Genomic DNA, 23,269 nt, shown 5'->3' with positions numbered 1-23,269 from the left:
TGGCGCTGTCCCAGCCTGAAAAAGCCCCGCCTCGGCGGGGCTTTTTTTTGTGGGGCCTAAAGATCCAGCTCCGCGCCGCGCATCCGCAGCCATTCCTTACGGTCACGATAATCCGGTAACACCTTATCGACCTCGTTCCAGAAGGCGTCCGAATGGTCGCGATGATGCAGATGGCACAGCTCATGGACCAGGATGTAATCGATGACGGTCAAGGGGGCCATCAGACATTTCCAGTGAAAATGCAGATCGCCCTGCGTCAGGCAGGACGCCCAGCGATAGCCCAGATTCCTGATCTGCACCGTTCCGACGGACACCCCGACCTTGTCCGCTAAAATCACCGCCCGCTGCCTGAGCCGGGGCAGACCCTTTTCGCTGTAAAAGGTCACGAACGCCTGATGCGCCTCGCCGGCCTCGACCACCGAACGCCGCAGACAGAAACGGCCATCCTTGAGCTTGAGCGGTTCATCCTGCGCGGCGACCAACTGTAACCGGTAGCGGCTGCCCAGATACAGAAATGACTCGCCGCTGACCCATTCGCGGTTGATGCGCGCGGCATTGAGTGCTCGCCATTCAGCCAGATTGCGATAGATCCACAGCCGTTTGCTGAGGACGGTTTCATCCACCTGCTCCGGCGTCATCCGTTGGGGCGGACGCACCGTGATGACGCCATCGCGTTCGATCACGATGTCCGTCGTCCGGCGCTCGGTGCCCGGCAACAGCCGATACTCGATGTCACGTACCCGGCGCACCTGCATTCAGGCGTCTCCCGTCCGCTGGACGCGGGTCAGTTCGTCATGACGGTTTCGGGCCAGTTTCATGATCTCGATGGCGACACGTTCGCGGTTATGCTTGAGTTCGTTGATACCGGAGCGGGCGATCTCGGTCTTGAGCAGGCCGCGCACACGCTTCTGTTTGTCGGGATTGCGCCAGAAGTCGAGGCTGGCGACGCTGTCCTGAAGAATCTCCACCGTGGTTTCCATCAAGGTCTTGAAGGGATCTTTCTGCCCCGGATCCACTGTGCCGCTGGCAAAGCCAACCTGTGCAACATGCTCGTAAAAGGTCGTCGCCTCGCGGCTCATGCCGCCCTCCCCCATTTGACGACCGGCAATGGCCAGGGTGCGCAGCTCGGCCAGCCGCTCCGCCAGCAGATCCCATTCATCCTGATGACGCTCGATCAGCGCATCGACCTTTTCCGACAGACGCTTGAAAAAGGCCGGATCTTCGTCGTGATGCACCGTGCAGTGCTTACGGATGGCGTGCTCCATCTCGCTGGCCTTGGCTTCGCTGTTGTGGCCGGCGTGCGCGGCCAGTTGCTCCAGAAAATCCTCGGCCAGCAGTTCCACCGGCTCGACCTTGGGGTTGATCCCCAGGCTGATGAGATGCGCATTGATCAGCGCCTTCACCTTCTCGCCCGCGTTGCCCAGATCCAGGCTCCGATCCTTGTAACGCTCTTTCGTTACTTGCAGGATGTAGCCGAACCGTTTGGCCGGCACCCGATACGGCTGCGCCGACGCATGCGGCAGAATGATGTCCAGGCTCATCAGAAACTGTTTCAGATAGACCTCGAAATCCGCCCGCTGTTTTTCATCCTTCAGCGCCTTGACCGCCGCGTGAACCACCGCCGCATCGGCATCGAGCCCCTTGAGTTGGCCGGTTACGAAGGCGCGAATATCCTTCACCCGCAGCGTTGTGAAATGCTGCAACAGCCGCTGATAACGCTCCTCCAGAATCGGCAGTTCGGAGGTGATGCAGCGCATCCCGTCGCGCAGTTCCTGTAACTCGTCGGTTGCCGCGTAGAGGGTCAGCGCCTCGGTCAGATGATTGGCCAGACCGATGTAATCGACGATATAGCCGCGCTGCTTGCCCGGCTTCACCCGATTGGTGCGCGCAATGGCTTGCAGCAGGCTGTGCTCGCGCAGTTTTTTGTCGATGTACATCACCTGCTCAATGGGCGCATCGAAGCCGGTCAGCAGCATGTCGCAGACGATCAGAAAGGCAATGCCGGTCTTGTCCCGATCAGGGTCGTCAAGATCGAAACCCCGGCAGAAATTCTCGACCGCGTTCATCCGCGCCGCCTGCTTGCGGGCCTGGGTGACATAGGCCGGCTCATTGACGCCATCCGATGACACCACCACCGCCGTTTTCAGGAAACGCAGCCGCCGGATCAGCTCCGCGTCCGGCGTCGCCTGGGACGCTTCCTGTTCGATGCGCGCGGCCAGCGCCGACTCGATGCCTGCCTGATAGCGCACGCACGCCAGCCTGGAATGACAGACCACCTGCGCCTTGAAGCCATTGGGCAGAATGTTGTCGATGTAGTGCGCGACCAGATCCCGGGCGATGGCATTGATGCGCTGTTCGGCTTCGAGGATGTCACCGGTCGCGCCATATTTCTTCCGAATCGCCTGCAACTCGTCTTCGCTGCGATCCCGAAAGAGGTCTTCAAACGCCTGATCGAATGCGTGCTTTTCGTTCAGCGCACTGTCGGCGGTCTTGCCCTCGTACAAAATTTGCAGCGTCGCGCCATCCTTGACCGCGTCCATCAGCCGATAGATGTCGATGTACTCGCCAAAGCGCCGGTGGGTCTTCTTTTCGCCGTGACGCTCGGTCATCAGGGGCGTGCCGGTAAAGGCAATCCGCGTGGCATGGGGAAAGGCTTCAAAGAGGTTGTCGCCCAGATCCGAGCTTTGCGTGCGATGCGCCTCGTCGATCATGAGGACGATCCGTTCCGACGCATTGACCACGCCGAAGGTCCGGCCCGCCGGCATGGCCCGATAGGTGCCCAGCGCCTCGGCCACCGCATGGCTGAGGGTCTGCCGGTGCTCCTGGAACTTGTGGATCATCACCATGTTGAGGTCGGAACTGTCGCTGGCCAGATGCTGGCGCAGCGCCTGACGGCTCTCGATCACGTTCACCCGCCCGCCGATCAGGGTCGCGGTTCGGCCCAGTTGCTGCTCCAGACCCTGCCGGTCATTGACCAGCACGATCTTGTAATCGTTGAGGTCGTGGCTGGCGCGCAGCATCCGCGCCAGAAACACCATCGTCAGCGACTTGCCCGAGCCTTGCGTGTGCCAGACCACGCCGCTGCGTTCCAGCGCCGAGCCGCCGGTGCGCAGACGCGCCATGACTCGGTTAGCCGCGCGGAACTGCTGATAACGGCACACCACTTTCACCCGCATCCCGCTGTCGGCATCCATGAACACCGCACTGGTGCGCAGAATCTGCAACAGATTGGCGCGTGTCAGCATGCCGGCGATCAACTGCTGCTGCGCGTTCAGTCCCGCGCGCGCGTCATCGTCTTGCGGATACAGGGTTTTCCAGGCGTGAAAATGTTCCTCGTCCGAGGTGATGGTGCCGTAATCGGCCTCCAGTCCACAGGAGCGAATCAGCAGCAGATTGCTGTGAAAGAGACGCGGCTCGCCCTCTTTCAGCCCCGCCGCCGCCGTCTCCGGGCGACGCCCCAGATAACGCTGGAACTGCACAAAGGCTTCCCGCATCGGATTGGCGCAGGTCGCCGAGCCTTTCTTGCACTCGACGACACCGAGCGGAATGCCATTCACGAACAGCACGATGTCCAGAATGATGAACGCCCTCACGCCACCCGGCGTATCGATGCGGAACTGACTGATGGCGTGAAAACGGTTGTTCTCCGGCGTGTGGAAATCGATCAGACGCACCACCGGATCGGCCTCGCCGGTCAGTTCGTTCACGTCCACCTGCGCCTTGAACAGCAGCGCCTGCACCGCCTCGTTGGCCTCCAGCAGGGTCCGGCCCGGCTGACGCAGCAGTTGACCGCGCAGATCCTCCAGTTGCCGGTCGGTCAGCCATTCGCATCCGTCGTCGGTGCGGTTGATGGCACGCACCGCCGCCTTGAACACCTCGGGCAGCAGCCACTCGCGAAAGTGGAGACGCAGACTGAGCGCGGCATCCTGCGGCACGCCCGTGCCCTGATCGATCACCGTCCAGCCCAGCCCGGCCAGTTGCTCCAGAAAGGGTTGCTCGACTTCGGTGTATTCGCTCATCAGGCATTTCCTTCGATTTGGACCTTGGGCCGTTTTCGGAAAAGCGCCTCACTGTCGGTCGGCTCAAGCCGCCAGCCGCTGCACACCCAGACCGGCCTTCTGGCTGTCCAGTTGCCACAGATCACCAGATAATCGACGACGTGCGCGTCGCCATCCTCGAAGCGGTTGCCGAGATTGCGACGAACGCCATGCCCTGCCAGAATCCTGATTGAATCAATCGGACGAGAGACTTTCCATGCAGATCGAAGCCAATGTCTCGCGAGAGGGCGTCCTGACGGCCAAGGTGCCGGACCGGTATCGTGGGCAGCATGTACGCATCCAGATTGAAGAATGCGCAAGCCCGTCGTCATCGCAGTGGCAAGCCTTATCCGCCATGCTGGACGAGATCGATGCGGCTGACATTCCGCGTCGCAGTCATCGGGAAATACTGGAAACACTGAATCTCTTTCGCGAATCGACATGAAGCTCGCTTATATCGATGCCTGTGTATGGATTACCCTGGTCGAGGGGCAGGACCAATATCGACCGCCGGTTCGCGCCGCGCTCGCCGCTTTGGCTCAGAACGGTTGGGAGTTTTGCACATCCGACGCCGTGCGCCTAGAAGTGCTGATCAGGCCGTTACGAATGAAGCAGGATAAGCTGGCCGGCCTCTATCGTGGCTTACTCGACGCCAATCGAGCCTTGAATATCCCCCTGACCTTGTTCGCCGATGCCCTGACTATTGCAAGCGCCGAGAGCCTAAAAGCAATGGATGCCGTTCATGTGGCGATCGCCACGCATCATGGGTGCGGACGGTTCGTCACCACCGATCCGCATTTCAACGCATTGAGGACGATTGCGCCGGAGTGGATTCCGCTTCCGGCGGATTGACGTCTCAGGCGACCTCGCGCGGTCTGACATCGCGCACGATGGTGGCTCCCACCGCCTGCTCGGTCGATTTCAGGTCGAAGCTGGCCTGAAGATCAACCATGACTGCGCATCGGCGCCGAAATAGCGCGCGAGTCGCAAAGCGGTGTCGGGCGTCACCGCGCGCCGCTCCTTGACGACCTCATGCAGGCGCGTCGCCGGCACGCGCAGGGCGTGGGCCAGCGCGTTGACGCTCAGACCCAACGGAACAAGAAAGTCCTCGCACAGGATCTCGCCGGGATGAACCGGGCGCAGGCCATCGATGGGGTTCATGCGGTCATCTCCTCAGTGATAATCGATGATTTCCGCTGCACAGGCGTTACCGTCGCGCCAGATGAAGCACAGCCGCCATTAGGTCGTTGATGCGGTTGAAGCAGGGCTGATCAGCCCGAGTGGGCGCAGTGCAGACCGTGATCCAGAATCCAGGGCAGATTGTCGCGGTGAATGATGCGCCAGATCAGCGCCTTGTGTGGATTCAGATTGGGATAGCGGTGTAAGCGTTCAGCCCCCCTCCCCAACCCTCCCCCACAAGGGGGGAGGGAGTCTGCTCAAACCAGGCGTTTGCGTCTCCCCTCCCCTGGCGGGAGGGCCGGGGGGAGAGGGTCTGAACGGTTACATAGTGGTTAGCCATCCGTCGCGTCCGCTTCATCGACCTTCACCGGAACCTTGCCGGTGAGGAGGTCTTGCATCAGGCCGAGTTTTTTAAGATTGAGTTTATCGCGAGCCTTTTTCTCTATATCAATCTTTGCCTGAACTAAATCGATTCGTTTGGCTATGAGGTCTTGTTCCACGCGAAAAGGATAAGGGATTTGCAGCGGCCTGAGATCTTTTAGGTTAATGTTTTTCTGAGCGCTTTGCGGTGCCATGGCGTCTAATTTGTGTTTAGAGCGCCGAATACATAATTCAATAAACCGGCAGTTTGCGGCATCATTTAAAATAGCGCCGACAATGCTGTCAGGGAAAAACATCGGGATGCCGAGTATTCCTGTATCGGCAATATTTGCTGCTATAGTTATTGCGATAGTGCCAGCAGGAAAACTTTGACTGACCGTCGCGCCAATTTCGCTCAAAGTTTGTGAATAGTTTTTGATGATTCCGCCATTTGATGCAGAAACATCACCTGTTTGAATAAAAGGGTGCAGCCCTCCATAGTAAGCGGGATCATTGCGAGGGCGGTGCGTAAACTTTCCCCGTAAAACATCAGCGATTTCTTCCAAGCGGATAACGCGCCAATCTCTCGGAATCCACCCAATCGCCGTTTCCTGATACAGCTCGGGCGCTTGCTCGCGGGGCGGGCGCAGTTGGCCGTTGGGCAGGACGCCACGGGTGAAGAGGTCGTGCATCAGGCCGGCCTTGATCTGCTGGTATTTGGCAATCAGGGCTTCGGTTTTTTCGATGGCGGTGTCGATGCTTGAGAGGATGGATGCAATTTTAATTTGCGCAGATTTTGCGGCAGGAAACCTGACGACATGTTTTTCAAGGTCAGAGCGAATAATTCCGTTAATACTTGTCCCTTGGTTCAGTTTTTTTATTTGCTCAAGTTCTCGGCTCAGTAAATAGTAGACAAAAAATGTTTCGACTTTTTCAGTGTCGATATAAACGCCTGTGATGTCTTGGCTGATCGCAATATCGCATGGCGCGATTGCAATTTTACCAACGCCAGTGCGGGTAACGACTATGAGGTTGCCGGCTTTGACAACTGATGTCGCACTGCCAAGTATTCCAATATCCGAAACAAAGCGCCGAAACTCGCCGACACCATTAACAGTGAAATCTGCTCCGGTAATCCATGGTGTTTCACCATTCCAATATGCAGCGTTACCTGTGTCCGGGGTGCCTCCATTCACAATGCGCAAGCATAGCGCGCCAAAGCTGGACTCTAACCAGCCATCGTCATCAATATCACTCATACCCCAACTCCACCAAAAACGCCTTTAATTCAGCCGCCGCCTGATCCCGCTCGGCCTCGATCTGTTTGGCGGTGACGGCGTATTTGCTCCACAGGTTTTCAATCGCGGCGATGCAGGCGCGTTGATCGGCGCGGAGATACTGGCGGTAGCTGTCGAACAGCAGCGCACCCAGCCGCGCGACGATGACCTGCCGGGCCTCGTCGCGGTCGATCTTCTGCCGTGCCTGCTCCACCAGCTCATCGCGGCTCTTCTCGGTCGATTTGATGAGTTTTTTGAGGTTTTTGGCCTCGTCTTCGAGCGCCTTGTGGCGGGTCAGTTGCGCCTCAATGCGCTCGGCCTCGCGCTGGCAGGCGCGCCAGTCGCCGAAGGCGGGATCGCGTTTGGCGAGTTTCAGCCGACCTTTGGCGTCCTTGAGATGGGTCTTGAGCGTTTTCACCTCTTCAGCGGGCAGCACGCCGCTGTCGTCGCTGTCCTCGAAATCCTCTTCGCTGGCGGCGGCAAAGAGCGCTTGCAATTCGGCCAGACGGCTGTGCTGCTGTTCCAGTTCGGCCAACACTTCGGGAAACTGGCTCTGCAGAATCGCTTCGTCCGGGATGAGCTCCGGTCCCCAACCGCTGGCGGCGATGGATTTGAAATCGGCGGCCAGCCCTTTGTAATAGTTGGCGAAAGCGCCGCGCACCTGATAGCGGTTGAGCAGGCTCTGACCGGCAAAGGCACGCGCGAGACTGTCGAGCAGGGTGGCGCGCACCGCGTAGACATTGCGGGCCGCGGCCTGCTGGTTGTCGGTATCCGGGGCCAGCGCCTCGATGATGGGCAGATGCTGTTGCCACCAGTGTTGCAGGTCGGCCATGAACTCGGTCTGGCGCTGGATGACGCCGGGGTGCGTATTGACATGGTCGGCGATGGCGCCTTTGTCGTGCAGGTCGGGGGCGAAGTCGGCGTAATGGGCGCCATGATCGATGGCGTTGCGCGGCACGAAACAGCTTTCGCGCAGACCGGCGTAGTTGTGCCAGAAATGCGCCAGGCCGTCGATCTCGCTGACCGGCACGCCGCCATGCAGATGGGCGCGCACGTCGTGCGGCTCGGGCGGCGGGGCGTTATCGACATAGCGGCGGATGTTGCAGTTGTAGTCCTCGGCTTGGATCGCGCTGACCGGGACGCGGCGGGCATAGGCCGGAATATCCTGACCGGCGCGGTAGGCATGGACGATCTTGTCGATATCTTCGGGACGCAGATGGTTCTGCGCCTTGCCTTCGCGGTATTCGCGGTCGGCGTTGATGAAGAGCACCTGATCGCGCGCCGCCGCGCCGGCCTTGTTGAGCACGAGGATGCAGGCGGGAATGCCGGTCCCGTAGAACAGGTTGCTTGGCAGACCAATCACGGCTTCGAGATAACCGCCATCAATGAAATACCGGCGCGCCTCGCGTTCCTCGCCGCCCCGGAAGAGCACGCCATGCGGCATGACCGAGGCCAGCCGGCCATCCGACTTGAGCACGGCCAGCATGTGCTGCACGAACATCAGATCGGCCTTTTTGCCTTTCTCCGGCATCCACACCGGGAAGCGACCGGGGAATTTGATGTCTTTCTTGATGTAATTCTGGCTGAAGGGCGGATTGGCCAGTACGCGGTCGAAGCGTTTGAGCTGGCCGTCGTCGGCCTGATGCTGCGGCTCGCGCAGGGTGTCCTGCTGGCGGATGTCGGCGTGGGCGATGCCGTGGAGCAGCATGTTCATTTTGCAGATGGACCAGGTGGTGCCCATCTTTTCCTGGCCAAACAGGGTCAATTCCTGCGGATCGCCGCCGCATTCGCGCAGATAGTCGCGCGCCTGAATCAACATGCCGCCCGATCCCACCGTCGGGTCATAGATGCGCATGCCGGGCTGGGGATTGCAGATTTCGACGCAGACGCGCACGACCTCGGCGGGGGTATAGAATTCGCCCGCCTTTTTGCCGGCTGAATCGGCAAAATATTTGATCAGCCACTCGTAGGCCGCACCGAGCAGATCCGGGAACTCGAAATCGTCATCCCGCAGCGGGATTTTCTCGAAGTTCTGCACGAAGTTGACCAGGGTGTCGTCGTCGAGCGTGTGCTGACCGATCCGGCGGTTGAAGTTGATGTGCCTGAGCACGTCCTGCAAGGCGTCCGGGTTGAACTCTTCCAGCGCTTCCAGCGCCTTGTTGAGCTGGGTGCCGACGTTTTCCTTGACGTGCTTGAGCGCCGGTTGCGCGTGGCCGGCGTCATCAGTCCAGGGCTCGTTCCAGCGGGCGCGCGGCGGCACGAAGAAATATTTGCCGGAATACTGGTCCGGGTCTTCCAGATTCAGGGCGATGTCCTCGTCGCTCAGACCATCAGCCTGGCCCTGCCGCCTGATTTCCTCGCGGCGCTGGTCGAACAGATCGCTGGCGCGCTTGAGAAACAGCATGCCGAAGATGTATTCCTTGTACTCGCTGGCGTCCATGTTGCCGCGCAGATCGTCGCAGGCGGTGAGCAGCAGGTTTTCGAGCCGGGCGAGCGTGAGTTTGGCGGTGGACATGTCAAGCGGGGATTCCTGTGGGTTTGTCGGCGGGCAAGCACTGTCATTAAATCCGTTCGTGGCGAGCCTGTCGAACCCTGCCGTTTAACCCTGGTTATAATCCAACCCGACATCCGGTCACAGCGAGGAATCCATCATGACCGACCCGGCGCATTCACACGTTCAGACGCAGCGATTCACCTATGCCGATTACTGCACCTGGCCGGACGATCAGCGTTATGAGCTGATCGAGGGTATTCCTTATGCCATGGCGCCGGCACCCGTCATTGCGCACCAGCAGGTTGTCTTGCGCATTGCCGCCCAGGCGCAAAATGCACTCAAAGGCAAACCCTGTCAGCCGTTCGTTGCGCCGGTCGATGTCCTGTTTCCCCAGACCAGCGAAAGCGGCAATCAGTCGCACACCGTGCTGCAACCCGATGTCTTCGTCATCTGCGATCCGTCCAAAATCGAGCGGCAGGCCATTCGCGGCGCGCCGGACTGGGTGGTGGAAGTGCTGTCGCCGGCCACGGCCTCGCGCGACCATATCGTCAAGCGCCGCATCTACGAGACGGCCGGGGTGCGCGAATACTGGCTGGTCCATCCCGAGGACCGGATCCTGATGATCTACCGGCTGGAGAACGGCGTTTACGGCAAGCCGGATGTGCAGGCGCTGACTGGCGAAACGCCCGTCGGCATCCTGCCCGAGATCCTGATTCAGTGGGATGAACCGGAATGACAGTGAACATCGATGCCTTGAATGCCGAATTCGGCATCCCCGGAACACTCGGCTTCGCCGAAGGGCGCGGCGGTCTGACCATGATCGAGATCGATAATGGTCTGGCGACCGCGACGATCTCGCCCTATGCCGGGCAGATCCTGTCCTATCGTCCCGCTGGCGCGGCGGATGACCTGCTCTTCGTCAGTGAGCGGGCCTGGTTCGAGCCGGGCCGTGAGATCAAGGGCGGTATCCCGATCTGCTGGCCCTGGTTCGGCCCGGATCCGACCGCCAGCGGACGGGGTCTGCATGGCTTCGCGCGGATGCTGCCCTGGACGCTGAGCGGCTGCGAGTCACTGCCCGATGGCGCGACGCGGATCCGGTTCGATCTGGCCGACAATGCCGAGACCCGTGACATCTGGCCGCATCCTTTCAATCTCTGGCTGGAGATCGAGGTCGGCGCGACCCTGTCGCTGACCCTGACGACCCGTAATGCCGGCGAGACGCCGTTACGGATCACCCAGGGGCTGCATACCTATTTCAGGATTGGCGATGCCACGCGCCTGACTGTCAACGGGCTCTCCGGCTGTCGTTACATCGACAAGGCCGCTGGCGCAGGTGATGCGATCATCGTGCAGGATGGTCCGGTGACAGTGGCTGGCGAGGTCAATCGCATCTACGAAGCGGTTCCGGCCAGTCTGAGCATTGAGGATCCGGTGCTTGGCCGGCGGATTTGCATCGAAACACAGCACAGCCGTACCTGCGTGGTCTGGAATCCCTGGATCGCGACCGCACGGGCGATGGATGATCTGGACGATGACGACTATCAGCGTTTCATCTGTGTTGAAACGGTCAATACCGCCTCTGAGGTGATCGAGATTCCGCCGCAGGGCAGCGCCCGACTTACCGCCAGCTATCGGATCGAAACCCTGTGACTGCCATGATGTCCGACCACACCAATCAGGATCCGGCAACCGAGGCGCACTGGCTGACCTGGCTGGACTGGGCCGGCACGCAGGGTATCGCCGTCCCCGCCGATCCCGCTTTCACTCAGGCCCGCGCGCGGGTGTGGGAGGCGAGCGAATATGTCGCCATCACTGCCGCGCGGCATCCCGCCGACTTCGCCGAGCTGATCGCGAGCGGCGATCTGGAGTCGGTCTATGGCGCGGGCGATCTGGCTCAACGGCTGGAGACGGCGCTTGCCAGCGTGACCGACGAGCCGTCCTTGCAGCGTGCGCTGCGGATCTTCCGCCGCCGCGAGATGCTGCGCATCATCTGGCGCGACATCGCCGAACGCGCGCCCTTGCCGGAAACCCTGGAAGACCTCTCCGAGCTGGCGGATGTCTGCATTGACGCCGCGCTGGCGCGCCTCCACGACTGGACCTGCGCCGAACTGGGCACGCCCCGCGACGCTGAGGGACGACCACAGCGGCTGGTGGTGCTGGCGATGGGCAAGCTCGGCGCGCGCGAGTTGAATCTGAGTTCGGACATCGATCTGATCTTTGCCTTTGCACAGACCGGCGAGGTGACGGGGAGCCCGCGCGCCCTGAGCAATGAGCAGTTCTTCGTGCGGCTTGCACAACGGCTGGTGCAGTCACTGGCTAGCGCGACCGTTGATGGCTTCGTGTTCCGGGTCGATACGCGCCTGCGTCCCTTCGGCGAGGTTGGCCCGCTGGCGATGAGCTTTCAGGCGATGGAGGACTATTACCAGTCGCAGGCGCGCGAATGGGAACGCTACGCCATGATCAAGGCGCGCCCGGTGGCTGGCGATCCGGCTGACAGGGATCAGCTCATGGCGATGCTGCGACCCTTCGTCTATCGCCGCTATCTGGATTTCGGCGCCTTCGAGTCGCTGCGCGACCTCAAACGGATGATCGCCAAGGAGCTCTACCGGCGCGGCATGGACGCCAACATCAAACTCGGCCCCGGCGGCATCCGCGAGATCGAATTCATCGGTCAGGCGTTCCAACTGGTACGCGGCGGGCGTGACCCGGCGTTGCAGGTGCGACCGATTCGACAGGTGCTGGCCTGTCTGGCAGACCGGGATCTGATGCCCGCTGAGGTGATCGCACGACTCGACGCGGCCTATGTGTTCCTGCGTCTGGTCGAAAACCGGCTCCAGGCGTATCGCGACAAACAGACCCATACCCTGCCGGATGACGCGGTCAACCGTTTACGTCTGGCGCGCTCCATGGGCTTCGCCGACTGGACGGCTTTCGCTGCGGTGCTGGCGGAACATCGGCAGCGGGTACAGGAGCAGTTCGATCACGTCTTTGCCGCACCGGTTGAGGAAGCCGAACCGGGCGACATCAATCTGGGCATGCTGTGGAACGGCTGCCACGAACCGGCGCATGAACTGGAGCTGCTGAAAGCGTCCGGGTTTGCCGACCCTGAGGTCGCACGCACCCGGATCGCGCAGTTCCGCGATGCAACCGCCCGTAAAGGACTCAGTGCGCGCGGTCATGATCGCCTGGGGCACCTGATGCCTCAGGTACTGCGCCTCATCGCCGCCAGCGGACAACCGGATCGGGTGCTGGAGCGGATGCTGCGCGTGCTCGAATCCGTCATGCAGCGGACGGCCTATCTCGCGATGTTGAGCGAGCATCCGGGCATCCTCGCGCAACTGGCCTGTCTGGCCGGTATGAGCCCCTGGTTCACCGACCGGATCGCCCGTCATCCGCTGCTGCTGGACGAGCTGATCGACACCCGCCGGCTTTATGCCCCGCTGCGTCGCGACGAGCTGGAATCCGAACTCGACGCACTGCTGGCGCCGGTGGACGCAGAGGACCTGGAACAGCAGATGGAACGGCTGCATCAGTTCGCGCAGGGCAACATGCTGCGGGTGGCCGCCGCCGATCTGACCGAGGTCATCCCGCTGATGGTGGTCAGCGATTATCTGACCGAGATCGCCGAGGTCGCGGTCGCGCGCGTGCTGCGTCTGGCCTTCGCCCATCTGGTCGCGCGGCATGGCCGACCGACCGCCATCCTGGGCGAGGACACGGGGTTCCTGGCGCTCGGCTATGGCAAGCTCGGCGGCATCGAACTGGGCTATGGCTCGGATCTGGATCTGGTCTTCATCCACGGCAGCGAATCGGTAACGGCCATGACCGATGGCCCCAGATCGATCAGCAACGAGCAGTTCTACAACCGGCTCGGCCAGCGCATCATTCATATGATGACCACGCGCACCGCGACCGGCGCGCTCTATGAGATCGACATGCGTCTGCGCCCGGACGGCACCAAGGGCATGCTGGTGCGCTCACTGGCGTCGTTTGCGAATTATCAGGAAACGGCGGCCTGGACCTGGGAGCATCAGGCGCTGACCCGCGCGCGTCCGGTGGCTGGCGATCCGGCGCTGGCCCGGCGCTTCGATGAAGTCCGACGCGCCGTGCTGTGTCGCCCGCGCGATCCTGAGCAGTTACGCACCGAGGTGCGCGAGATGCGCGCTAAAATGCGCGCCAGCCTCGATCGGACCGGCGGTGGGCGTTTTGATCTCAAGCAGGGCGCCGGCGGTATTGCGGATATCGAGTTTATGGTTCAATACGCCGTTCTGCGGTGGGCGGCGGACTATCCGACGCTGGCTGACTGGACCGACAATATCCGGCAGCTCGCAACCCTGGCGCGGTTTGATCTCCTGCCCGGACAATCGGCGCAGGAGCTCACCGACGCCTACAAGGCACTGCGCGCGGCCTATCATCGCAGTGCACTGCAGGAACAGCCCAAGACCATCCCGCTCGATCAGCTCGAAGCCGAACGCGGGCGGGTGCGGGAGTTGTGGCGAGCTTTGATGGAGGATGCTCACCGAGAGGCCGTCAATGGACAGGATTAACAGGATGTTTCACGATTAACAGGATTTAAAAACACAGATTTAACAATCCTGTCCATCCTGCGAAATCCTGTTAATCCTGTCCATTTTGATTCCGGAATTTTTTGGTTCAATCTGAAAGCTGACCTTTTTAAGAACTCGGGACGTTTCCCGAACCTGGCGGAGTGAAGACATGGCGACGATGGCGGACCGCGACGGTCTGATCTGGATGGATGGCGAAATGGTGCCCTGGCGCGAGGCCAAGACCCACGTTCTGACTCATACCCTGCACTATGGCATGGGTGTCTTCGAGGGCGTCCGTGCCTATAAAACATCCCGGGGCGCGGCCATTTTTCGCTTGCAGGAGCATACCAACCGTCTCTTCAATTCGGCCCACATCTTCGGCATGACCATTCCCTGGGACCGCGAGACCCTGAACGCCGCCCAGTGCGCGGTGGTGCGCGAGAACAATCTGGCGTCCGCCTATATCCGCCCGCTGTGTTTCTATGGCGCGGAAGGCATGGGCATCCGCGCCGATAATCTCAGGGTCCACTGCGTGGTGGCCGCCTGGGAATGGGGCTCCTATCTGGGCGAGGACAACATGAAGCACGGGATCCGCATCCGGGTCTCGTCCTACACCCGTCATCATGTGAACGTCACCATGTGTCGGGCCAAGGCCACCGGCAGCTACGCCAACTCCATGCTGGCTCTACAGGAAGCGGTGCGCGACGGTTATGACGAGGCGCTATTGCTCGACGCCTCCGGCTACGTAATGGAAGGCAGCGGCGAGAACGTCTTCATCGTGCGCGATGGCGTCATCTATACCCCGGATCTGACCTCCGCACTCGACGGCATCACCCGCCGCACCGTCATGACGCTCTGCGCTGAACTCGACATCCCGGTGGTGGAAAAGCGCATCACCCGCGACGAGGTCTATATCGCCGATGAAGCCTTTTTCACCGGCACCGCCGCCGAGGTGACGCCGATCCGCGAGATCGACGGACGCGCCATCGGTTCAGGCACACGCGGCCCCATCACCGAGCGTCTGCAAAGCCTCTATTTCGATCAGGTCCACGGACGCCGCGACCGCCATCCCGAGTGGCTGACGCTGGTTTAAAGGTCGTCAATTGGACAGGATTTTAACTGTCCAGTGCCGCCGTGCTGATGTTCCGATGCCGTCTCCGGTCGTTGTCGTTGTCGATTTACGAATTTTCGACAACGACAACGAACAGCATCGGGATGACGTTACGATTTAAAGAATCCTGTCCATCCTGAAAAGTCCTGTTAATCCTGTCTATTCGCGATCTGAATCACGGGGGCTCAGTTCATGTCCAATACCGCCACGGCGACCCGTCCGCTGGAGCAACCCATCCCGGTCAGCCGCCGGGATCTCCCGCTCTCCTGCCCGCTGCCGGATGCCCTGGTCTGGAACCTGCACCCACGGGTCTATCTGCCCATTGAGGATGAGCCGGGCGGGGAGTCAGTCTGCCCCTATTGCGGCGCGCACTATGTCCTGAGCGATTGAGAGACCACCCGCCATCAGGTCGAAATGGATAGGCCGGTCGCTCGGGTGGAACGCATCGAGCGGCGCTTGAACTGACTGGGGCACATTGCCGACGCCGATCACCCCGGCGTCCAGGCAAAAGAAAACCGGCTCAAGGCCGGTTTTTTTGCGCGTGACGCAATTTTCGCGCGTGACACAATGGATGACACGGCCTGATGCTTTGTGAGGCGATTCCGGACGACCGATGCGACCTGAGCCTCGCCTAAGCCATTGAATTTATGGAGCCGATGGGCGGATTCGAACCGCCGACCTACGCATTACGAATGCGTTGCTCTACCAACTGAGCTACATCGGCAACAGGCGCGCAAGTATAGTGACTTTGCCAGGCATCCTCAACAGGAAATGGCAACTTACGAAAAGCCGGATTCAGGAAGGCGTCAGCAGATGTCGCGGACGGATCCCGCTGACGAACAGCGTGCCGACATAGACAGCGCCGCCGATGACGATCCACATCAGCAACTGCGCAATCCGCTCGCCCGACGCCATCGCGATCCAGTCAGGGGTTGCATCGACACCCAGAAGGAGCACGAGGCCCATCGCCAGACTGGCGCTCAACCCCTGTAGCAGCAGTCGCGTCCAGCCGGGGCGCGGACGCCAGATGCCCTCCTGCAGCAGTCCACGCACCAGCAGTCCGGCGTTCAGGGTGGCGGCGATGGCGGTCCCCAATGCCAAACCGGCATGCCCCAGCGGAAACATGAGAATCAGGTTACAGACCAGCCCGGTCAGCAGGGCGATGACGGCGATCCGCACCGGGGTCTTCATGTCCTGACGGGCATAGTAGCCGGGAGCAAGGATTTTGATGCCCATGAAGCCGACGAGTCCGAGCGAATACGCCATGAGACTGCGGGCCGCCATGGTCACATCCTCCGCCCCGAATTCGCCCGAATGGAAGAGTGTCGCCATCAAGGGGCCGGAGAGGGCCAGCAGACCCACGGCGGACGGGACGCCGAGCAGCAGGATCCAGCGCAGCGCCCAGTCCAGGGTGTGTGAGAAGGATTCGGGGTCGTCTGCGGCATGACGCTGCGAGAGTCGCGGCAGGATCACGGTGCCGAGCGCGACGGCGAGAATCCCCAGCGGAAACTCCATCAGACGGTCGGAATAATAGAGCCAGGAGATGCTGCCGGTGGTCAGAAAAGACGCCAGCAGGGTGTCCAGCAGCAGGCTGATCTGCGCGACCGAGACCCCGAACAGCGCCGGCCCCATGAGCCGGGCGACACGTCTGACACCTGGGTCTCTGATGTTCAGGCGCGGGCGCGGCAGCAGTCCGAGCCGGATCAGAAAGGGGATCTGAAAGGCCAGTTGCGCGATGCCGGCAAACAGCACGCCCCAGGCCAGTGCCATGATCGGCTGTTCCATCCGGGGCGCCAGCCAGAGCGCGCAGGCGATCAGCAGCAGATTCAGCAGCACCGGGGTGAAGGCCGGGACGCCGAAGCGTTCGTAGGTGTTCAGGATGCCGCCGGCAAAGGCGGTGAGCGAAATGAACAGCAGATAGGGGAAGGTCAGCCGCAGCATGGCGGTCGCCAGTTCGCGCTGCGCGGTGTCTTCCGTAAAGCCGGGCGCGAAGATCAGGACCAGCACCGGGGCGGCCAGCACGCCGAGCACCGTGATCAGCAGCAGCGCGAGCCCCAGCGTGCCGGCGATGTCATCGACGAAGGATTTGAGTGCCGCGAATCCGCGTTTTTCGCGATACGCGTTCAGGACCGGCACGAAGGCCATCGAGAAGGCGCCTTCGGCGAAGAGGCGACGCATGAAGTTCGGGATCTTGAAGGCGACAAAGAAGGCGTCAGTAACGCCGTTGGCGCCGAAGACATGGGCCACTACCAGATCCCGGACAAAGCCGAGGACGCGCGACAGCAGGGTATTGCCGCCGACCCGGGTCATGGAGGCTGCGAGTGAGACCACCGTTTCAGGCTCCGCAAAAGGCGCGGATTATAGGGCCGGGCGGCGACCGGGTGTGATCGACTTGCGCCCTGCCGGGTCATCCAAGCATGATGACACCCTTGGAGTGCGCCTGAGCGGTCTGTCTGGTCGGCGCGCCATTCGACATGACGACATGACCGAGGGGTTTTGAACAATTTATGGATCGCCTGAATCGCAACGCCATCATCATTTCCGCCATCATCCTCATCCTGCTGGTGCTGTCGATGGTCTGGCACCGCATCGACATGACCCCGCGCATCTGGCAGCTCAACGATGCGTTGAAACAGGATCCCATGCTGGCGGCCTACCCCTATGAGTTCCGTGCCCTGCTGTTCCTCAATGGCATCGTCACCCTGACGAGTCCGCATGCGTCCGAAATGCCGCTTGAGCCGTTTCTGGTCCAGATCGATCCCACACTGGCCGGCAAGGCAGCCGACGATCCGGCCATGCGCGCCGCCAGCGATCGATTCAGGGCGCATGAAATGCAGGCCATCCAGGTGATGCTGGCAGAGCCTGATGTGGAATCGGTCATCTGGGCGCTGGATCGGGCCTGGTATCAGAAACAGGGAATCAAACTGGGACGACCTTAGCCTGCCGTCTGATGGGATGTCTGAGACAGGACACGACCCACGACCGTGCCCCATGATCCGCTGACCGAATGTCTCGAATGCGGTCTGCTCCAGCGCAATCCGCCGCTACCGCCGGGCGGGGTGGCGGAATGCGCGCGCTGTGGCGGAGTGCTGCATCGCGACCGCCCGGACAGTCTGAACCGCTCGCTGGCGCTGACCCTGGCCGGGATCGTGCTCTTCATCGTCGCCAACAGCTTTCCCTTTCTCGCGTTCGAGATGCAGGGACAATCGACCCAGACCACACTGCTGACGGGCGTCACGGATCTCTATCAGGGCGGAAACTGGTTCATCGCCGGCGTGGTGCTTTTCACCAGCATCGTCGCGCCGGGTCTGCAACTGCTGCTCCTGCTGGCGGTGCTGATCCCCCTGTCGGTCGAGGCGCTGCCGCCCTGGCTGCCGCGTCTCTTCCGCTGGGTGCGGCATCTGACACCCTGGGGCATGATGGATGTCTTCATGCTGGGGATTCTGGTCTCGGTGGTGAAGCTGTCGGAGATGGCGACCATCGTCCCCGGCGCCTCGCTCTTCGCCTTCGGGGTGCTGATCCTGGTGCTGGCGGCGGCGCAGGCGGCGCTGGATCCGGATCTGGTGTGGTCGCGGGTGCCGGTGGCGACGGACCTGTCGCGCCCGCTGCGTCCGGGTGATGATCATCTGGCGTGCGGCGTCTGCGAACTGGTCATGCACCGCGCGTCCGCTGTCTGGGTGCCCCGGCGTTTCGATCCTCTCTGGTCGCGGGTGCCGGGTCGCGCGCGGTCGGGACAGTGGCACTGTCCGCGCTGTACCGAGGTGCTGCACCGGCGTAAACCACGGAGCCTCCAGCGCACCTGGGCGCTGCTGCTGGCGGCGATCATCTTTTATATCCCGGCCAATCTGCTGCCGATCATGACCGTGACCTCGCTCGGGCGCACCCAATCGGATACCATCTTCAGCGGTGTCGTCTTTCTGCTGGAACATGGCATGTGGCCGCTGGCCGCCGTGGTCTTTATCGCCAGCGTCTTCGTGCCGCTCCTCAAGCTGCTGATCCTGATCCTGCTGCTAGTGTCGGTGCAGTGGCGCTGGACCTGGCGTCCCCGTGACCGGACCCGGCTCTATCGGATCATCGAGCTGATCGGACGCTGGTCGATGGTGGATATTTATGTGGTCACCATCCTGGTAGCGCTGCTGCGTCTGGGGAATCTGGCGAGTGTCCAGGCGGAGTCCGGGGCCATCTTCTTTTGCGCGGTCGTGATCCTCACCATGCTCGCCGCCATGTCATTCGATCCCAGACTGATCTGGGACGCCCTGGAGCCGGAGCATGTCGGAGACCGCAAACAATCCATCAGTCGTGAGCCGGCAACCCTCTGACGATCCCGTTGAACCGCTGCCGCAGGCGGTCGTCCGCGCGCGCGGCGATTTCTCGCTGGTGTGGCTGATTCCGCTGGTGGCGGTGGTCATTGGCGGCTGGCTGGCGGTCAAGACCTTCGCCGAACGCGGGCCGGTCATCAACATTGAATTCAAGACCGCCTCGGGACTCGCGGCGGGTCAGACCAAGGTGAAATTCAAGGATGTGGACGTGGGTCAGGTGACCGCCATCAATGTCAGCGCGGATCTCAAGACAGTGATCGTGACCGCCGAACTCAAGCCCGGATTCGCTGAGTTTCTGACCGAAAACACCCGTTTCTGGGTCGAACGTCCGCGCGTCACCCTGAGTGGAGTCTCGGGGCTCGATACCCTGCTGTCCGGCGCCTTCATCGCCCTGGATCCGGGCACCGAGGGTCAGGCGCGGCGTGATTTCAAAGGGCTCGAAGAGCCGCCGCTCTTCACCACAGCCGAGCCCGGACAGCGTTTCATCCTGCGCTCGCCGACCCTGGGTTCGCTCAACATCGGCGCGCCGGTCGCCTACCGTCAGATCCAGGTGGGACAGGTGGTCGGCTATGCGCTGGATGCGGACGGTCAGGCGGTGAGCATCGAAATCTTCGTCTCCTCGCCGCATGATCGTCTGGTGTCGGCCAACACCCGCTTCTGGAACGCAAGCGGAATCGATTTCTCGCTCTCGGCGGCAGGAATCAGCGTCGATACACAATCGCTGCTGTCGGTTCTGATCGGCGGGGTGTCTTTCGATACCCCGGAGACCATCGACGCGGCGCGTCCGGCTGAACCGCCGGTGGCTGCCGTAACGGGGAGCGAGCCGCCGCTGTTTCATCTCTATTCGAGCCGCGAGGCCGCCTATGCCAAGACCTATTCGCGCAAGGAGCGTTATCTGCTGTTCTTCAGCGGCTCGGTGCGCGGCCTGAGCATCGGCGCGCCGGTCATGCTGAAGGGGATCGATATTGGCCGGGTGCTCGACATCCAGCTTCAGTTCAATGTCGCGGATGATCAATTTCAGATCCCGGTATTGATCGAAGTCGAACCCGACCGCATCGCGATCCAGGGCGACGAACGCCTGGAGGAGACGCAGATGGTGAACCGGCTGGTCGATAGCGGTCTGCGCGGACAGCTCAAATCCGGCAGTCTGCTGACGGGGCAGCTTTACGTCGATCTGGATGTCTATCCCGAGGCCAAAACGGAGAAGGTCGCGCACTATGGCGGTTATCAGGTGATCCCGACCCTGCCGGCTCAGCTTGAGGCGCTGACGACCAAGCTCACCAACATCCTGGACAAGCTGGAAACGATTCCGCTGGATCAGATCGGGCGCGATCTGGCAGAGACCGCCGCCGGGGCCAACGCCCTGGTCAACGCGCCGGAACTCAAACAGTCCATTGTCGAACTGGAAGGCACGCTGGCCGCCGTGCGCGCGACCGCCGGACAACTCAACGACCGGGTCGCACCGGAACTGGTCGAGACCCTGCGCCAGACCACTGTGGCCTTCAGGAGCATGGATCAGACCATCGCCGCCAGTTCACCGACCATGATCGAGATGGAACGCATGTTCCGCGAAATCTCCGCCGCATCGCGTTCGCTGCGGCTGCTGACCGACTATCTGGAGCGTCATCCCGAGGCGCTGCTGCAAGGGAAAGGGAGGGCCGGGCGATGAAATTCCTGCCATGTCTGAGCATCCTGGGCGCGCTGACACTGCTCGGCTGTGCGAGCACGCCGCCGTCAACCTTCTACAGTCTCTCGTCCCTGCCGCCCGCCGCAAGCCAGGCGGCGGCAGATACGTCCGACCTGGCCATCGGGCTCGGCCCCGTGACCTTCCCGGTCTTTCTGGATCGACCGCAGATTGTCTCGCGCGCCAGCGGCAATCGACTGACGCTGAACGAATTCCATCGCTGGGGTGGCACCATCCAGGACGATTTTCTGCGGGTCTGGAGCGAGAACCTCGGCCAGTTGCTCGGCACCGGCCAGATCCTCATCTTCCCGAGCGAGGTTCGCGCACTGCCGGATCTGCGCATCGCCGCCGATGTGCTCGCCTTTGAAGGCACACCTGAGGGTCAGGCGCTGCTCAAGGTGCGCTGGACAGTGCTGGATGGCGATCTCGAAACCGTGCTGATCGCGCGCGAGAGCCGCTATCGTCGCCCGCTGGCCTCACCCGGCGATGACGAGGCGCTGATCGCCGCACTCAGTGCTGTACTCGGCGATTTCAGCCGGGAGGTGGCGACAGTGGTGTCTGGTCTGCCCAGATTTCAAACAGCGCCCGCTCCGGCAGATCACGCCGATCAAGACCCCCCATCCTGAATCCGGTCTAACGATTCCTGATCGTTGGTATAAGATTTCCAGGAAATCATCTTAAACTGCGTCCAGCGCAACATGCGTGATTTTCAGTTTGTGTTTAGCTTTGGAGATGTCATCTCCATCAGTGGAGACGCAGTTTAAAATTTTATATTTTTTAATATCTTAAATCGCGCCCGCTCGAACGTCCGTCGATTCTGCCAAGGCCGGCTCAATCCTCAACGATCACATACCGCAACAAGCGCGGTTTAACTGTCACGCAGTCTCCATCCATTCCGCTTCACCAGCACAACAGGTCCATGTCGAAAAAACGCAAACCACTTCCCCAGGAGCCCATTGAGGCTGAGATCGAATCGCTGACCCACGAAGGCCGTGGACTGACCCATATCGACGGCAAGGCGGTTTTTGTCGATGGCGCGCTGGCGGGCGAGCGGGTGCGCTTCCGTTATACCCGCCTTCAGCGCCGCTTCGATGAGGGAAGGGTTGTCGAGGTGCTGCGCGCGGCACCTGATCGCGTCGAGCCCAGATGTCCGCATTTCGGCCTCTGCGGCGGTTGCAGTCTGCAACACCTGGATGCCGATGCGCAGATTCAAATGAAGCAGGCGAGTCTGGCGGATGTGTTCAGTCGCATCGGCAAGGTGACGCCGCAACGCTGGCTGGAGCCGCTGGTAGCCGACCACTGGGGCTACCGCCGCAAGGCGCGGCTCGGGGTGCGTCATGTCATCAAGAAAGGACGCACCCTGGTCGGCTTTCGCGAGCGCGGCAACGCCTTTCTGGCCGATCTGAGCCGCTGCGAGGTGCTGCATCCCAGCGTCGGCGAGCGACTCCAGATCCTCGCCGAGACGGTTGACCAGTTGAGCATCCGCGACCAGGTGCCACAGATCGAGGTCGCGATGGGCGACACCCCCTGCGTGCTGGTGTTCCGGGTCATGCAGCCGCCCAGCGCCTCCGATCTCGGGGTGCTGCTGACGCTGGCCGAGCGCGAGGGTTTCCATGTCTATCTCCAGGAGGGCGGACCCGAGACCATCCGTCCCCTGCCGGGACAGGGCATCGACCTGCACTACAGGCTGCCCCGCCACGAGGTCCGCATCGACTTTGAGCCAAGCGATTTCACCCAGGTCAATCTGGAATTGAACCGGCTGATGGTGGATCGGGCGCTGGAATTGCTGGACGCTCAGCCGGACGAGCAGGTGCTGGATCTCTTCTGCGGGCTCGGCAATTTCACCCTGCCCCTGGCCCGCCAGACGGCATCCGTGGTCGGCGTCGAGGGCGAGGCGGGTCTGGTGGCGCGGGCGCAGGCCAATGCCAGGGCCAACGGGATCGACAATGCGCGCTTTTATACGGCGGATCTCTATGGCGAGCTGGAGCTTGAGCCCTGGATGCGCGAGGGCTACACCAAGGCGCTGCTGGACCCGCCACGCAGCGGCGCGCTGCAAGTGCTGGACTGGCTGCCCCGGCTCGGGATCGAGCGCATCCTCTATGTCTCCTGCTATCCCGCCACCCTGGCGCGGGATGCGGATCGACTGGTGAACGGACTCGGCTATGAACTCAAGGCGGCGGGCGTCATGGACATGTTCCCGCATACCGCGCATGTGGAGTCCATGGCGCTCTTTGAGCGGCGGCTGTGAACGGCTCATTCTAGGA

General features: G+C 61.6%; 17 protein-coding genes, 1 tRNA gene and 1 pseudogene. 12 read left to right on the top strand and 7 right to left on the bottom strand.

Annotated elements, in window-relative coordinates; genetic code table 11:
• Nucleotides 1-56: 56 nt before the first annotated feature.
• Nucleotides 57-755, bottom strand: a complete 699-nt coding sequence (locus tag EDC35_RS00760) for a M48 family metallopeptidase (protein WP_132974937.1) — start codon at nt 753-755, stop codon at nt 57-59.
• Entirely contained in the window at nt 756-4,019 is a 3,264-nt protein-coding gene (locus EDC35_RS00755) for a type I restriction endonuclease subunit R (protein ID WP_132974936.1), read from the bottom strand.
• A gap of 235 nt (nt 4,020-4,254) precedes the next feature.
• Between EDC35_RS00755 and EDC35_RS00750 the strand changes: the two genes are divergently transcribed.
• The gene (locus tag EDC35_RS00750) at nt 4,255-4,482 is read left to right on the top strand and encodes a hypothetical protein (protein WP_132974935.1); all 228 of its coding nucleotides are present in this window, start codon (nt 4,255-4,257) and stop codon (nt 4,480-4,482) included.
• Complete coding sequence (locus EDC35_RS00745) at nt 4,479-4,889, top strand: type II toxin-antitoxin system VapC family toxin (RefSeq protein ID WP_132974934.1); 411 nt, start codon at nt 4,479-4,481, stop codon at nt 4,887-4,889. The genes EDC35_RS00750 and EDC35_RS00745 overlap by 4 nt, the downstream gene beginning before the upstream one ends.
• A 4-nt stretch (nt 4,890-4,893) precedes the next feature.
• Here the strand turns inward: EDC35_RS00745 and EDC35_RS00740 are convergent.
• The 3 genes and pseudogenes from EDC35_RS00740 to EDC35_RS00730 form a co-directional block, all read right to left on the bottom strand.
• Nucleotides 4,894-5,198: pseudogene (locus EDC35_RS00740) on the bottom strand (HigA family addiction module antitoxin).
• A 350-nt stretch (nt 5,199-5,548) separates the two neighbouring features.
• Complete coding sequence (locus EDC35_RS00735) at nt 5,549-6,835, bottom strand: restriction endonuclease subunit S (protein ID WP_132974933.1); 1,287 nt, start codon at nt 6,833-6,835, stop codon at nt 5,549-5,551.
• On the bottom strand, nt 6,828-9,368 hold the full coding sequence (locus tag EDC35_RS00730) for a type I restriction-modification system subunit M (RefSeq protein WP_132974932.1): 2,541 nt from the start codon (nt 9,366-9,368) through the stop codon (nt 6,828-6,830). The genes EDC35_RS00735 and EDC35_RS00730 overlap by 8 nt, the downstream gene beginning before the upstream one ends.
• 136 nt (nt 9,369-9,504) lie before the next feature.
• On the opposite strand from EDC35_RS00730, the gene EDC35_RS00725 reads away from it, so the two are divergent.
• The 5 genes from EDC35_RS00725 (at nt 9,505) to EDC35_RS00705 (ending at nt 15,392) form a co-directional block, all read left to right on the top strand.
• Nucleotides 9,505-10,083, top strand: coding sequence for a Uma2 family endonuclease (locus tag EDC35_RS00725; protein ID WP_132974931.1), 579 nt, complete (start codon nt 9,505-9,507; stop codon nt 10,081-10,083).
• On the top strand, nt 10,080-10,997 hold the full coding sequence (locus tag EDC35_RS00720; protein WP_243651353.1) for a D-hexose-6-phosphate mutarotase: 918 nt from the start codon (nt 10,080-10,082) through the stop codon (nt 10,995-10,997). Before EDC35_RS00725 ends, EDC35_RS00720 begins: the two co-directional genes overlap by 4 nt.
• A gap of 8 nt (nt 10,998-11,005) precedes the next feature.
• Nucleotides 11,006-13,891: a bifunctional [glutamate--ammonia ligase]-adenylyl-L-tyrosine phosphorylase/[glutamate--ammonia-ligase] adenylyltransferase gene (gene glnE, locus EDC35_RS00715; protein WP_132975635.1), complete on the top strand. Its 2,886-nt coding sequence runs from the start codon at nt 11,006-11,008 to the stop codon at nt 13,889-13,891.
• A gap of 169 nt (nt 13,892-14,060) precedes the next feature.
• A complete protein-coding gene (locus EDC35_RS00710) occupies nt 14,061-14,984 on the top strand; it encodes a branched-chain amino acid transaminase (RefSeq protein WP_132974930.1) in 924 nt (307 codons plus the stop codon).
• A gap of 210 nt (nt 14,985-15,194) precedes the next feature.
• Nucleotides 15,195-15,392: a zinc-finger domain-containing protein gene (locus tag EDC35_RS00705; protein WP_132974929.1), complete on the top strand. Its 198-nt coding sequence runs from the start codon at nt 15,195-15,197 to the stop codon at nt 15,390-15,392.
• Between the two features lie 258 nt (nt 15,393-15,650).
• Here the strand turns inward: EDC35_RS00705 and EDC35_RS00700 are convergent.
• Nucleotides 15,651-15,726, bottom strand: a tRNA-Thr gene (locus tag EDC35_RS00700).
• A gap of 71 nt (nt 15,727-15,797) precedes the next feature.
• On the bottom strand, nt 15,798-17,333 hold the full coding sequence (murJ, locus tag EDC35_RS00695) for a murein biosynthesis integral membrane protein MurJ (protein ID WP_207896035.1): 1,536 nt from the start codon (nt 17,331-17,333) through the stop codon (nt 15,798-15,800).
• A 176-nt stretch (nt 17,334-17,509) separates the two neighbouring features.
• Between murJ and EDC35_RS00690 the strand changes: the two genes are divergently transcribed.
• The 5 genes from EDC35_RS00690 (at nt 17,510) to rlmD (ending at nt 23,253) form a co-directional block, all read left to right on the top strand.
• Nucleotides 17,510-17,941, top strand: a complete 432-nt coding sequence (locus EDC35_RS00690; RefSeq protein WP_132974928.1) for a hypothetical protein — start codon at nt 17,510-17,512, stop codon at nt 17,939-17,941.
• 45 nt (nt 17,942-17,986) lie between these two features.
• Complete coding sequence (locus EDC35_RS00685) at nt 17,987-19,321, top strand: paraquat-inducible protein A (protein ID WP_132974927.1); 1,335 nt, start codon at nt 17,987-17,989, stop codon at nt 19,319-19,321.
• A complete protein-coding gene (locus EDC35_RS00680; protein WP_132974926.1) occupies nt 19,272-20,990 on the top strand; it encodes a PqiB family protein in 1,719 nt (572 codons plus the stop codon). The genes EDC35_RS00685 and EDC35_RS00680 overlap by 50 nt, the downstream gene beginning before the upstream one ends.
• Nucleotides 20,987-21,631 (top strand): PqiC family protein, encoded by a 645-nt coding sequence (locus tag EDC35_RS00675; protein ID WP_132974925.1) that lies wholly within the window; start codon nt 20,987-20,989, stop codon nt 21,629-21,631. Before EDC35_RS00680 ends, EDC35_RS00675 begins: the two co-directional genes overlap by 4 nt.
• 293 nt (nt 21,632-21,924) lie before the next feature.
• Complete coding sequence (gene rlmD, locus EDC35_RS00670; protein WP_132974924.1) at nt 21,925-23,253, top strand: 23S rRNA (uracil(1939)-C(5))-methyltransferase RlmD; 1,329 nt, start codon at nt 21,925-21,927, stop codon at nt 23,251-23,253.
• Nucleotides 23,254-23,269 lie beyond the last annotated feature (16 nt).

Origin of the sequence: Thiobaca trueperi, assembly GCF_004342175.1 — a bacterium.
Classification (GTDB): Bacteria; Pseudomonadota; Gammaproteobacteria; order Chromatiales; family Chromatiaceae; genus Thiobaca; species Thiobaca trueperi.
Note: the sequence above shows the minus strand (reverse complement) of the source record. Positions and strands in the feature narration are given on the sequence as shown.